General features: G+C 43.9%; 16 protein-coding genes. 9 read left to right on the top strand and 7 right to left on the bottom strand.

What is annotated here, in order from left to right; translation table 11 throughout:
* Position 1: 1 nt before the first annotated feature.
* From CEF13_RS27535 to CEF13_RS27505, 7 genes are all read left to right on the top strand, one after another.
* Positions 2-676 (top strand): response regulator transcription factor, encoded by a 675-nt coding sequence (locus tag CEF13_RS27535; RefSeq protein ID WP_102715862.1) that lies wholly within the window; start codon positions 2-4, stop codon positions 674-676.
* A complete protein-coding gene (locus CEF13_RS27530) occupies positions 673-1,728 on the top strand; it encodes a sensor histidine kinase (RefSeq protein ID WP_102715860.1) in 1,056 nt (351 codons plus the stop codon). The genes CEF13_RS27535 and CEF13_RS27530 overlap by 4 nt, the downstream gene beginning before the upstream one ends.
* Before the next feature lie 112 nt (positions 1,729-1,840).
* A complete protein-coding gene (locus CEF13_RS27525) occupies positions 1,841-2,092 on the top strand; it encodes a GlsB/YeaQ/YmgE family stress response membrane protein (RefSeq protein WP_102715858.1) in 252 nt (83 codons plus the stop codon).
* 172 nt (positions 2,093-2,264) lie between these two features.
* Positions 2,265-2,708 carry a MarR family winged helix-turn-helix transcriptional regulator gene (locus tag CEF13_RS27520; protein ID WP_102715856.1) on the top strand — a complete coding sequence of 148 codons (444 nt, stop codon included), beginning with the start codon at positions 2,265-2,267 and terminating at the stop codon, positions 2,706-2,708.
* 23 nt (positions 2,709-2,731) lie between these two features.
* The gene (locus CEF13_RS27515; protein ID WP_102715854.1) at positions 2,732-3,679 is read left to right on the top strand and encodes a ring-cleaving dioxygenase; all 948 of its coding nucleotides are present in this window, start codon (positions 2,732-2,734) and stop codon (positions 3,677-3,679) included.
* Entirely contained in the window at positions 3,679-4,290 is a 612-nt protein-coding gene (locus CEF13_RS27510) for an alpha/beta hydrolase (RefSeq protein WP_102715852.1), read from the top strand. Before CEF13_RS27515 ends, CEF13_RS27510 begins: the two co-directional genes overlap by 1 nt.
* A gap of 32 nt (positions 4,291-4,322) precedes the next feature.
* Positions 4,323-4,934 carry a flavin reductase family protein gene (locus CEF13_RS27505; RefSeq protein WP_102715850.1) on the top strand — a complete coding sequence of 204 codons (612 nt, stop codon included), beginning with the start codon at positions 4,323-4,325 and terminating at the stop codon, positions 4,932-4,934.
* 535 nt (positions 4,935-5,469) lie between these two features.
* Here the strand turns inward: CEF13_RS27505 and CEF13_RS29775 are convergent.
* Positions 5,470-5,841 (bottom strand): YhfM domain-containing protein, encoded by a 372-nt coding sequence (locus CEF13_RS29775; RefSeq protein WP_208414723.1) that lies wholly within the window; start codon positions 5,839-5,841, stop codon positions 5,470-5,472.
* A 330-nt stretch (positions 5,842-6,171) separates the two neighbouring features.
* Between CEF13_RS29775 and CEF13_RS27495 the strand changes: the two genes are divergently transcribed.
* On the top strand, positions 6,172-6,969 hold the full coding sequence (locus tag CEF13_RS27495) for a class I SAM-dependent methyltransferase (protein WP_102715846.1): 798 nt from the start codon (positions 6,172-6,174) through the stop codon (positions 6,967-6,969).
* Positions 6,970-7,264: 295 nt separating this feature from the next.
* Here the strand turns inward: CEF13_RS27495 and CEF13_RS27490 are convergent, their stop codons facing one another.
* Genes CEF13_RS27490 through CEF13_RS27480 form a run of 3 tightly spaced genes read right to left on the bottom strand, consistent with a single transcriptional unit; the run spans position 7,265 to position 8,917 of the window.
* On the bottom strand, positions 7,265-7,672 hold the full coding sequence (locus tag CEF13_RS27490; protein ID WP_102715844.1) for a hypothetical protein: 408 nt from the start codon (positions 7,670-7,672) through the stop codon (positions 7,265-7,267).
* Positions 7,673-7,703: 31 nt separating this feature from the next.
* The gene (locus CEF13_RS27485) at positions 7,704-8,156 is read right to left on the bottom strand and encodes a GNAT family N-acetyltransferase (RefSeq protein WP_102715842.1); all 453 of its coding nucleotides are present in this window, start codon (positions 8,154-8,156) and stop codon (positions 7,704-7,706) included.
* A 53-nt stretch (positions 8,157-8,209) separates the two neighbouring features.
* Positions 8,210-8,917 carry a hypothetical protein gene (locus CEF13_RS27480; protein ID WP_102715840.1) on the bottom strand — a complete coding sequence of 236 codons (708 nt, stop codon included), beginning with the start codon at positions 8,915-8,917 and terminating at the stop codon, positions 8,210-8,212.
* A gap of 175 nt (positions 8,918-9,092) precedes the next feature.
* Here CEF13_RS27480 and CEF13_RS27475 point away from each other — a divergent pair, with 175 nt between their 5' ends.
* Positions 9,093-9,506 (top strand): DUF2500 domain-containing protein, encoded by a 414-nt coding sequence (locus CEF13_RS27475; RefSeq protein ID WP_102715838.1) that lies wholly within the window; start codon positions 9,093-9,095, stop codon positions 9,504-9,506.
* 165 nt (positions 9,507-9,671) lie between these two features.
* Here the strand turns inward: CEF13_RS27475 and CEF13_RS27470 are convergent, their stop codons facing one another.
* The 3 genes from CEF13_RS27470 to CEF13_RS27460 form a co-directional block, all read right to left on the bottom strand.
* Positions 9,672-10,412 (bottom strand): hypothetical protein, encoded by a 741-nt coding sequence (locus CEF13_RS27470; protein WP_102715836.1) that lies wholly within the window; start codon positions 10,410-10,412, stop codon positions 9,672-9,674.
* The gene (locus tag CEF13_RS27465) at positions 10,405-11,136 is read right to left on the bottom strand and encodes a hypothetical protein (protein WP_102715834.1); all 732 of its coding nucleotides are present in this window, start codon (positions 11,134-11,136) and stop codon (positions 10,405-10,407) included. The genes CEF13_RS27470 and CEF13_RS27465 overlap by 8 nt, the downstream gene beginning before the upstream one ends.
* Before the next feature lie 201 nt (positions 11,137-11,337).
* Positions 11,338-12,312, bottom strand: coding sequence for an MraY family glycosyltransferase (locus CEF13_RS27460; protein ID WP_208414721.1), 975 nt, complete (start codon positions 12,310-12,312; stop codon positions 11,338-11,340).
* Between the last annotated feature and the right edge of the window lie 61 nt (positions 12,313-12,373).

Below are 12,373 nucleotides of genomic sequence, written 5' to 3'. Positions count from 1 at the left end.
AATGGGCTATGTGCTGGTAGTTGATGACGATCCGCATATTCGGGAGCTTGTCCGTGTTATTTTGCAGAGGGAAGGGCTGACTGTGCAGGAGGCAGAGGATGGGCAATCAGCGCTGGAGAGGATGGAATCTTCACCCGCAGATATGGTTGTTCTTGACATTATGATGCCTAAGCTTGACGGTTGGGAGCTCTGCAAGGAGCTGAGAAGCCAATATGATATTCCCCTGCTCATGCTGACCGCCAAAGGTGAAATGGTTGATAAGGTGCGCGGCTTTAATCTAGGTACAGACGATTATTTAATAAAGCCGTTCGATCCTGCCGAGCTGGCTGTGAGAGTGAAAGCATTGCTCAAGCGCTACCGTATCGCCATATCGCAGCAGGTATCCGCAGCAGAGCTGCTGATGGATAAGCAAACGTTTGAGGTTAAGGTTCATGGGGAGGCCATTACGCTCCCCCCTAAGGAGTTTGAGCTATTGTTCATGCTAGTAAGCCAAATCGGACGGACTTTGACAAGAAATCAATTGATTGAAACGATATGGGGTTATGACTTTGATGGGAATGAGCGGACGCTTGATGTGCACATTAATCGATTGAGAGAGCGGTTCGTGGCATGGAGCCTCTCCATCAAAATTAGCACCATTCGCGGACTAGGCTATCGGCTGGAGGAGCTGAAATGAAGAAAAGCTTTTCTAAGATAGGTATAGTGCTGCGATTTTCAATGTCTATTACCTTATTGTTTGCTTATAGCGGGTTAACCTTTTCTCTTGCCTATTGGCTGTTGAATTGGTTTTATGACAACTATGAGGTGGATGGATCTCCTTATATCAGACAGCTTATCAATTGGGGACTTGGCATTGTGTTCATGTTTCTTTCTATCGCTTTATTTGGTTTAATTGCGAGACCGCGACAGAGAGCCATTTGGCTGGAAGTGATAGCTGCGATCAGAAGGATGGCCAAGGGCGATTTCAATGTCACCATTAAGATGGATAAATATCAAGGTCAGGTCGGACAATTCATTGAGTCGATAAATGATATGGCCTCTGAGCTGAAGCAGGTGGAGCGGCTTCGTCAGGAGTTTATTTCGAATGTGTCGCATGAAATCCAGTCGCCATTAACGTCAATTCGCGGCTTTGCGAGCACGCTGCAGCGCGAAGGACTTAGTCTGGAGGAGCAAAGACATTATTTATCCATCATAGAGAAGGAAACGACGCGTCTTTCCAAAATAAGCGATAACCTGCTCAAGCTTACTACGCTGGAATCGGAGCAGCAGGAGCTTGATGCGCACAGCTATCGCCTTGATCAGCAGCTTGAAAGTATTGTGCTTGCTTGCGAGCCGCAATGGCTGGAGAAGGAGCTTGAGCTGGAATTGGAACTGCCTGAAACGGAAATAACGGCGAATGAAGGAATGCTGAGTCAAGTATGGGTCAATCTCATCCATAATGCGATCAAGTTTACTCCGGACCACGGCAATGTCAAGGTCATGCTCAGCCAAACGGAGCATCATGTGAAGGTGCGGATCGAGGACAGCGGCATTGGCATTTCATCGGAGGATCAGCAGCGTATTTTTGAACGGTTTTATAAAGGCGATAAGCAGCGTACTCGGACGGCTGAAGGGAGCGGTCTTGGCTTGTCTATTGTGAAGAAAATCATTGAGCTGCATAAAGGTGAAATCGTAGTGGAAAGTCGATTGGGAGAAGGCTCTACCTTCGAAGTGTTTTTGCCTAAATAATATTCCCTATTCCCATTAACTGGAATGTGCTGTTATGTTTCAAATGGAGCCTGATTGTGTATTCTTTACTATATCAGAAACATATCAGAGCAACCGAGAGGGGTAGATAAGTATGGGTTTCCTATGGGCATTAATTGTAGGTGGAGTTATAGGCTGGTTAGGTGGACTTATCGTAGGACGCGATGTGCCGGGAGGCATTATTGGTAACATCATTGCCGGTTTTATAGGCGCTTGGCTTGGTACATTAATTCTCGGCAGCTGGGGTCCAGTCATTGGCGGTTTCGCAATTGTGCCTGCCATTATCGGCGCTATTGTAGTCGTCCTCATTCTAAGTGCGATTCTACGCGGAACAAGACGAGCATAACTGCTTGCTAAGCAAAAAAGGAAAATGCAAAAAACCGTTAAAGAAGCTGCTGATTAAGCTTCCTTAACGGTTTTTTGATAAAATAGGCGGAGCATGGGTTGACAGCATCCGTAATATCTATTATCTTTAAATTAAGATATTTCAAATTGAGATAAAAGCAGGAGTGATATTTATGGGTGATCAGGTGCAGAATGCAGCATTGGATCTCTTTATTGCTCTATCTAGAGCAAGTCAATGGGTTAACGCCCACGCAGATCGCGATATTCGCAAAAACGGCTTGAACCGAACGGAGTTTGGCGTGCTTGAGCTGTTGTATCATAAAGGACCTCAGCCGCTGCAGCAAATTGGCGAGAAGGTGCTTATGAGCAGCGGCAATATTACGTATGTAGTCGATAAGCTGGTGAACAAGGGTATGGTACGCCGTCGAGCCTCAACTGAGGATAGGCGTCTGATCTATGCAGAGCTGACCGAACAGGGCGAGCAGTTTATAGAGGAAATCTTTCCGGCGCATACTGAGACGATTGAGGCTGCGGAGAACGGGCTCACAGCGGAGGAGAAACAGCTTGCCAGCGAGCTGCTGAAGAAGCTGGGAAGGTTCGCACAGGAAAATTATTAATAAATAAAAGGAGGCTAACCGTTATGAGCATGCACACATCGGGAATTCATCATATAACGGCTTTTGTCAGAAACGCACAGCGAACAGCAGACTTTTATGCGGGAGTGCTGGGTCTGCGATTGATTAAAAAAACGATTAATTTTGATGCACCGGAAGTATATCATCTGTACTTTGGGGATGAGATGGGAAGTCCCGGCACGATCATAACCTTCTTTCCTTGGGAGAACTCTCGCAGAGGACGTGTAGGCAGCGGGCAAGTGGGTTATACCACATATGTCGTGCCTGCAGATGCATTTGAATTTTGGCAAGAGCGCCTGAATAAGTTGAGCGTGGATTATGAGCAGACGGTTAGATTTGGAGAGAATTATTTGCAGTTCGTCGATCCGGACGGTTTGAAGCTTGAGATCGTAGCTCGTGACGGCGGTAAGGAAAGCAGCTGGTCATTTGGCGGTGTTCCAGCCCATAAAGCGATTAAAGGTTTCGGTGGCGCAATTCTATACAGTTCAGCTCCCAATCATACTGCTGATCTGCTCGTGAGCTTGATGGGTCTGGAGCGTGTTGGACGCGAAGGCGCATATGCTCGATTCAAAGCAGCTGGGGATGTGGGCAACCTGATTGATATCTATATGGAGCCTATGGAGCTGGGACACGGCGGTTCGGGAACTGTTCATCATATTGCCTGGCGAGCCAAAGACGACGAGGAGCATGCATTATGGAGAGACCATGCTGCCAGAGAAGGACTTGAGCCGACTCCCATTATAGATCGACAGTACTTTAATGCAATTTACTTCCGCGAGCCGGGCGGTCTTCTATTCGAAATTGCGACCGATCCACCGGGCTTTGCTCGTGATGAAGAGCCGGATAAGCTGGGCGGGAAGCTCATGCTTCCCGAATGGTTTGAGGCTAAGCGTTCACAAATCGAGCAGTTGTTGTCACCATTTGAAGTACGTGTATTAGAGGAGGATAAATAATGAAGCATATATTTAAACAAGGAACAGATCAACAAGCGCCAGTGCTGCTATTGCTGCACGGAACAGGAGGTACAGAGCGGGATTTGCTGCCGCTGGCCGAACGAGTGTCGCAAGGCTCCTCTGTGCTCAGCGTCAGAGGCAATGTGCTGGAGAACGGAATGCCGCGGTTTTTCCGCAGGCTGGCAGAAGGCGTGTTCGATATAGAGGATCTGCTGTTCCGCACCAAGGAGCTGAATGAATTTCTGGACAGCGCCGCAGTAGAGTACAGCTTCGATCGCCAGAACATCGTCGCGATCGGTTATTCTAATGGCGCTAATATTGCGGCAAGCTTACTGTTCCATTATAAAAACACGCTGCGCGGTGCGATTCTGCATCATCCAATGGTACCTATCCGCGGCGTAGAGCTTCCTGAGATGTCAGGCATGCCTTGCTTTATAGGAGCTGGCTCCAACGATCCGCTGTGCACGCCGCAGGAGACAGAGGAGCTAGAACGTTTATTAAGAGCTGGAGGCGCATCGGTCGATGTGCATTGGGAGCCATATGGCCATCAGTTGACGAATACCGAGGTGGCTGCTGCAGAAGCATGGTATAACGAGACCTTTCTAGCGTAGTTTATATGCATGATTGAAAAGGAGGAATAGCGGTGCTATCGATTGATCCGGCAAATCAAAGCGTACAGGCGAATTATAAGCTGCTTATCGGCAGCATTATTCCAAGACCAATTGCTTTCGTTTCAACGCTTTCGAGTGAGGGCGTATTAAATGCAGCACCGTTCAGCTTTTTCAATATCGTCACTGCAAATCCGCCAATGGTTTCGGTATCCGTACAGCGAACCAATGGAGCGAGGAAGGATACCGCGCGCAATGCCATTGAGGCCGGCGAATTCGTTGTTCATATTTCGGATGAAAGCTATATCGAAGCGATTAATAAGACAGCGGCCAGCTTGCCGCCGGATGAGAGTGAGGTTGCCTTAGCGGGCTTAACGGCTGTTGCAAGTGAACGTATAAGCGTCCCTGGCATAGCCGAAGCGAGGATTCGAATGGAATGTGTATTGGAGCAATCGCTGTCGCTAGGCGGTACCGAAGGTTCTCCAGCGTGCGATCTGCTCATCGGCCGAGTGGTATGCTTCCATGTCGAGGAGGAGCTGCTTGAGCAAGGGCGAATTAACGCCGAAGCGCTAGCTCCGGTCAGCCGATTGGCTGGGAATGACTATGCTAAGCTGGGAGAGCAGTTTTCAATGGAGCGACCCGGTTAAGACGAGCGGGGGCTTTATTTGAAGGATGAGATCACAGGGCTGAAGCGGTGCAGCAATTTCAATTTTATGACGACATTCACAACGTTCGCAGCTGGAGGGCCATTAAGAATGGCGGCACTGCTTCTGATGAGGTGTAATATATTTTTATTTCTCTTTGACTGGTCTTGATAAGGAGGGAGCGAACGATCGGGGTGATTTTTCTCAGCATTGCTGCCGAGGCTTCGTTTCCTTCAAATTCGTAATGGTTGAATTTATTTAGTCATTTCTCGAATAACGCATATTTTAAAAGTATTATTACTGCCCTTGTACCGTAACCCTTCCCTCGATGGTCTCCGTCTTTTTGAATACCATACTAAACGCGCCGTGCAGGGGTGTCAAAACGGTTGATATAGTATTCTCTCAATCTTCTGGTTGGATTGCGCGTAATCTTAGCGCGTTATCCTGCCAAAAATAATTGCTATAATCTAATTCTTCCAGTTGGTTTAACGGCTGCCGCAGCAAACTACTCCTTAATTATTATATTTTAATGTAAAATTTACCAACCCTTTATCAAATCCCTTAATTTGTTTGCATGTATTACAGGAATTTCATAACCTTGATTAGTATTTTCAAGGTCTACCAATAGTCCTTTCATATCCCTATTTGTACCTAATGAAAGATGGTAAGCTTTTGTTGGTTGATCCTGAAATTTTATCTTCAAATTGTATTCTGCTACATAATTAATCATGCCCTCCATTTTCCCTGCACTATCTAAAGCCGTTTTGAAGACTTGAACGGATTGGAGATCATTGAATTGCTGGTCTGTGCATTCATTTGTATTGTCATGCCGACTACATATCAGACTAATTGTAACTTCACCGTTTTCCTGGATAGAGTCCTGGTTCTTCTCGTTACATCCAAGGATCATAATAAGAGTTAGCAAGAAGAAGGTAAGTAAATACTTTTTTACAATAATCGCCTCCTTAAGACCTATAATCTGTAGACGAGAAATGGAATCAAAAGGTTACTAATAGTTTTCTTGCAGGCCGGTACCATTGCCACATGATGGGTCGGTCATGTCTGCGAGATTAAATGGACGCTGGACGGATGATTTTAGGTAGATTTGTCCATAGGGAAATGGTAAATTATTCTATGATTAGTACAGCATAGTGTTTGTGTTCGATATGTGTTATTTGGATAACACGCAAGTCGGGATATACGTTTTGGCTCATATTATATGTTTGGGGAGGGTGTCTGCATGGACAAAAATTCTGTTTATAGAACAAACATTATTGGTGCTGGCGAGGCGGGCGTGGCCATATCGGTCGATATGGATATGAATGTTGTTCATAAAACAAACAGCTTATTTTGGGATACAAAAGGAAATGATGTTTTAGGAGCAACTTCGCTTCCTTTTTATGGAGCATATGTATCAGAAGAACAATGCCAACTTTTTGGCGATGTCTCAGGGAAAAAGCTGCTGGAGATAGGCTGTGGAAGCGGACAATCTTTGCAATATCAGGGGGAACGCAAAGCATCTGAACTATGGGGTATGGATTTATCAGAAAACCAAATCGAAAAAACAAGGCAACATTTGACGGCGTGCGGTCTTTCAGCAAAACTGATCTGTTCTCCCATGGAAGAAGAATGTGGCCTGCCAGTGGATTATTTTGACTTTGTTTATTCGATTTATGCCATAGGCTGGACAACCGACCTTGAGGGTACTTTTTCCCGGATTGCTTCTTACCTTAAAAAAGACGGCGTATTTATATTCAGTTGGTCTCACCCTATACATAAATGTGTTGTTACAGAAGAGGATATACTTGTTTTTAAAAAAAGTTATTTCGATGAATCTTGGTATTCAGTATCTCTTGACGAAAGTACGCTAACATTATCGGACCGTAAACTATCAACCTATGTGAATGCGTTGGCAAAAGCGGGATTTGTAATTGAGCAAATGATTGAGCAATCTGACACGGGGGACAGTAACAGCGATTTTGCAAAAAAAGCAAAAATGCTTCCTGTAACTTTTGTAATCAAAGCAAGAAAACTCTAGCATCCGATCATAATTTCCCCCATTATTAACAGCTCGAACCTAACAAAAACCATTCAAACACACGAGAATAAGGTGCTTGACTGGTTTTTGTATCCCTGCGATTCTACATCTCTAATTCGATAAGCAGCTGATCAGGTGAAAGCAGCTTCTTGAAATTGCTTTCTATATATGTATTAAACCCAAATGCGTGATATGGCAGTAAACCGGCGATTAGAGTTTCAATAAATCAAAAAAACAGCATGTATGGGCAAACAACTCATTCCCTTCTGAAGTTTAATCAAGTGGAATGTCGTAATTATTCATCTGCTGTCGAATCTCTATTCAATCGTTTCTCGTATTCATCTAATACACTATGGCCTAGCTCGGTTGTCCACATCCGATGAACCACATCATTAAATTCACTTTCTCTATCCCATATTTCTGGTTTATGTAATAAATGCAATGATTGCTCCAGCGTCAGATGCTGGGTTTGTACGAGATCATCCCAGCGGTGATATTGAATTTTTACAATCTCCAACACTTGGTTTTCGAGAAATTTCTCCAGCTTCTCAATGGCCAGCTTATATAATTCATGAAGTTTTAAAGAGGGGTAGCGGCTGGCAAGATCGTAAATAAGCTGTGAGAATGGTTCTTCTGCTTCTGCAGCATTTAGCAAAATCATATAATCATCCGTATCCTGTATTAAATCATGATCTTTGCTCACAAAATCATTCCTCCGTTTTTAAGATTGTCATTTATAAGTCTTGAGATAAACGCACCATATCTCTGCATTGGATACCATTCTCGAAAATTGCCTCTGGATAATGCCTAGTGAAAAAATCTCTGTCAACACCGGTGATTCTAAATCCGCATTTCTGATAAAGAGCAAGCTGTCCTACCCCTGAATTTCCCGTTCCAACCTCAATCGTCTTATAACAGAGTTGCTTCGCATATGCAATCGCGTGGTGTACTAACTGTTTTCCGATTCCTTTGCCCTGATGCTGCTCACGAACGGCAATATTAACTAATTCAACCGTTTCAGGTCTTGTGGGCAGCAGTACATATACGGCTGCTATTCCCTCGTCCCATTCCGCGACACAGCATTGTCCTCGTTTCAAATATTGCTCGACAATCGGAATAGAAGGATCTGCTAATAAAAGTAAGTCCATAGGTGGAGCTTCATTTTTATTTAATTCGCGTATGATCATTTTGTCACCCTTTAAAAGTGTTAGTTGATGCGGTTATACGGGTTCAATATATGTTATGGCGAAATACCTGCAGAACTAGTTTCCTTAGCCTCTACAGGCTTGTCTTTAACAAATGCCCCGTCTGTCCAGCGATGCACTACATCCATATACTTTCCTTCCAGTTGATCATAATACTTATTCAGAAATGCTTTCTCTCCCGCCTTAGCATAGCGAATGGATGGATAATGATCAGCGGAATATATATTTCTCTCTAAAATCCCGAAACCATTCGGTTCAAGCGTCAGCAAGCAATAAAAGTTTCCGTTGCTTCCACCCCATTGTCCGATTGTGAAATCCGGCTGGCCGTCATCATTATAATCGTCGAAGAGAAGCTCGAATGGCTCATCTTGTTGAAAGCTCATCTCTTCTCCGCCGAATGCATCGTTAAGAGGGAGCCGAGCTAGTTCCTGACCGCTAGAATTTATTGCAATAACCTCAAATTTGCCCGTTCGGAATGTTCCCTGAAACGGCCCAGGCTCAGTATCCGTAATCTCCTTGCCTTCTGTCATCAAGATTTGGATCGTCATTTCCGCTCCTTCACCAGCATCGGCAATTCCTTCTGCTATGAGGAGAGGTGTTATCTTCTCTTCGGTTATATGGTCAGTCGCAGCCGTATAGAGCTTAGTAGTATTATGATGTTCGGATACCGTTTGACAAGCAGTGCCTGTTATAATGATCAATACCAGTATTAATGCTAGCGCTACCCTGTATTTCATTTTCAAAGCAGCATCACCCACCCATTACCATTTTCTATCAAATTAAGACGAATTTATTACATATTTAGTTGCGGAATATTCAACTTAAGTTCTCCGAAAAGGAGATGATTGGAAAATGGGCTTGAAACAAAATGACGGGTCTCACCGTACATATAAACAATGAGACAGAAGAGAGAAGGAGATGATAAGTATGGGAATGCCTATGGGCGGCGGCTTTGACATGATGTTTACGATCGTTCCTATTATTATTGTCATTGTGTTCGTGATTGTCATTATAGGAATTGCTACAAACGGGGTACGTTATTTTAACAATGTGAAATCGCCTCGCCAATCTGTATTTGCCCGGGTTATCACCAAACGAATGGAGGTTCGCCATCATACGAGCCAGTCTAACATTGGCAATGAGAGCATGCATTCTGTTAACTCATCATCCCGCACGTATTACTATATAACACTGGAGTTTGACAACGGCGATCGGAAAGAATATCTGGATGTGAAAAACTTATTCGGCTTAGTTGTCGAAGGCGATGAAGGATATGCTGCAATTCAAGGCGATTGGATTGTCGCCTTTGAACGAGGAGCCGTGTCGAAATGATAGGGTAACACGCTTGCTGCGTTGTCCAAAACAGAAGGGATCGCGAGTGGTTGATAGTTTCATTTCTTAACTCTAAACCACTCTATCCAGTTCGATTTACTCCATTTATTTCATTATTTGATGATAAATCAGCATATCCTCATTCGCATAAATGAAATAAGTGTATTAGGGCAACTCCAACTCATCTTGATTAATAATTTGTAAATAATCTAAATTTATTTTTTCTAATTGATAATGGCCTCCGTTAAAGGTGTAAATTGGATTTTTCATTTCTTCTGCTTGGTTAATAGGCATCCAAGCGACATGAATAGGAGAGCCGAAACTTCTATTTTGGAAAATATCACTGGGCTGCCTCGCTTTATTCAATTGAAGACTGCTGCTCATTATTTGCACCCATTCCTCGGGAAGCTGGAGCACACCATATGTTTGCTCTTCCACTGCGGAAGAAAATTGTTTCTGAATTTTTGGCGTATAGATATTGGACTCAGGTTTCTGAGTAATGGAATACCCTCGTGGTCCGATTAAATAATAATTAATCCGGTTTAACTGATCCTTAGGGTCAATGTTCCAGACTAGGTAGTAAGTAGAGGGATCGTTAGCATTGAGCTTCCATAGTTTCGGCTCGCCTGTATCAACCCGCGCAAGCTTCCACTTCAACCCTTTCCAAATCCAATAGCTTACGCCATAGTGGTCATCGCTCGATATGAAAGGAACAACTGCATGACGTTCATCCAACCGAGTAGCAGCTTGAACCTTAAGGGCGCCTGCTTCCGGGTAATGTCCATTCATATTCTCAATTAATTGTTTATCGTTAGGGAAGTCCTTTGGTTGCGCATTGTAGAACAGTATAACGATCAAAGCTATAGCTGCTAGACTAACAAGAATGATAATCTTCTTCTTATTCATCAGAATCTGCCCCTCTCTCTATGAGCGGTTCCGTTGAGCGGTAATAATACTGCTGATTCGCTGTAGTGATTAGTATACCTTTGCTGTCTTCCTCGATATAGATCTCGGTTGCTATTCCGCTGCCCCATTTTGGCATCGCTCCAACTAATTGATAAGGAAACTTCTCTTTCCGATAATTCGACGGGCTCTCGCTTTCTAATACAATTGCCCGGTACCAATTGTCACTTTCAATAGGAGTTGGCTTGAGCTCTTTAAGCTGCTTCATGAATTGCTCCTTGTGGAAATAGGCCTCAGAAGTGGAAGGAACAATTCGTATAATAGCTGCATCATTCACATTCGCAACATAAGTGGACACTTGTCCCTTCGGATAGACCCAGCTATGGGTCAGGGCAGATAGTAAGGTAGCTATTAAGAAAACAAAGTTTGCCCAAAATCCAATCCAAGCAAATCGCCGATACAACTGGAATGTCGTTTTTTTCAAGAGAAAATATACAAACCAAACGCCGAGCGGTAAAATAGGTAATTTTACAGAAGTATGAAATAGGGTGATATTTAATGAGAAGGCGCCTAACCCAATCAAAGCAACGAGGATAGCTCTCCAGAGTACGGGCTTCACTTCTTGCTTCAAAAATTGACGGATGACCAAAAAACTAATGAAGCCCCAGCTTAAGACAGAGAAAATAATAGTAATGATATTATTCGGCAAATCGAAATTGAATTGCATGCCTTTACCTCCGATGCTTTGTCTATTGATCCAATAACTATATAGCGTACAGTACTTTTAAAATGTGATTTCCAATATTTAGACGAATCATAAATAGACTATGTTGCTTAGCGGTGGGGGTAGCATGGGAACAGAATAGTGACGAAAAAAAAAGGCAGCCGGCAAACACGAATTGACGTGTTTACGGGCTGCCTTCTTCTGTTAAATCTGCACGAGCAGCAATATAATGGATGACAAGCCTAGGCAAGTACTAATTAGGCAAAGAAACAAGACGACTTGCTTATGAGTGAGGCCAGCTCGTAATAATCGATAATGAGCTTGGCTTGCATCGGCTTCATAAATCGCTTTGCCCTGCAGCATACGTTTCACGACGACGAACAGATTATCGAATATCGGTACGCCGATTGCTAGTATCGGGATGAATAATGACAGCAGGGTAGCTTGCTTAAAGGCGCCGTCTAAAGCGATTACGGCCAGAATGAAGCCTAGAAAGGTTGCTCCTGCATCTCCCATGAAGATTTTGGCGGGAGGCTTATTGTAGCGCAAGTAAGCGACGGTTACGCCGACTAAAATGATCGCCATGATAGCGGAGTTGGATTGTCCTTTGGCAATAGCGACAATGAACAGCGTAATGGCCGAAATGGTAGTGAGTCCCCCAGCTAATCCATCCATGCCGTCTGAGAAATTAATGACGGTTGTAACTCCGAATATCCACAGAATCGTAAGTAAGAACTGCAGTATAACCGGAAGCCATACATATTCCCCAGAAAGCGGATTATAAAACCCTGTAAATGAGATGCCAGACGCATAGACGAGTACAGCCGCAGAAATTTGCACGATAAACTTTGGAAGCGACGGAAAGTCCTTGCCTTTTGTTTTGTACCAATCGTCTATTGTCCCAATAATGAGCAGAAGCACGCCCCCAGCAAATATAGCGACAGTTTCCATGGAGAAGTCTCTAGACATGAGAAGGTATGTAATAAAGAATCCTATGAATATAACATAGCTTGCTGTGAGCGGGATCGGCTCTCGATGGAGCTTGCGTTCCACGTCTTTTCTAGGCTTGTCTACGAAATCTAGACGGAAAGCCAGCCGACCGAACGGCGGAATTAAGAAGTAAACGATCGTAAAGGACAATAATAGAGAAAAAGCGTATATAATAAGAGCCACCACCATATTTTTATGTATTATAGCTAGCATTATTGTACATTTTAAGCTGAATATTGTCGATTAGAGG

The sequence above is a fragment of the Paenibacillus castaneae genome, from assembly GCF_002884445.1.
GTDB lineage: Bacteria > Bacillota > Bacilli > Paenibacillales > Paenibacillaceae > Pristimantibacillus > Pristimantibacillus castaneae.
The sequence above is the reverse complement of the archived record's forward strand: the minus strand, read 5'-3'. Positions and strand labels throughout refer to the sequence as shown.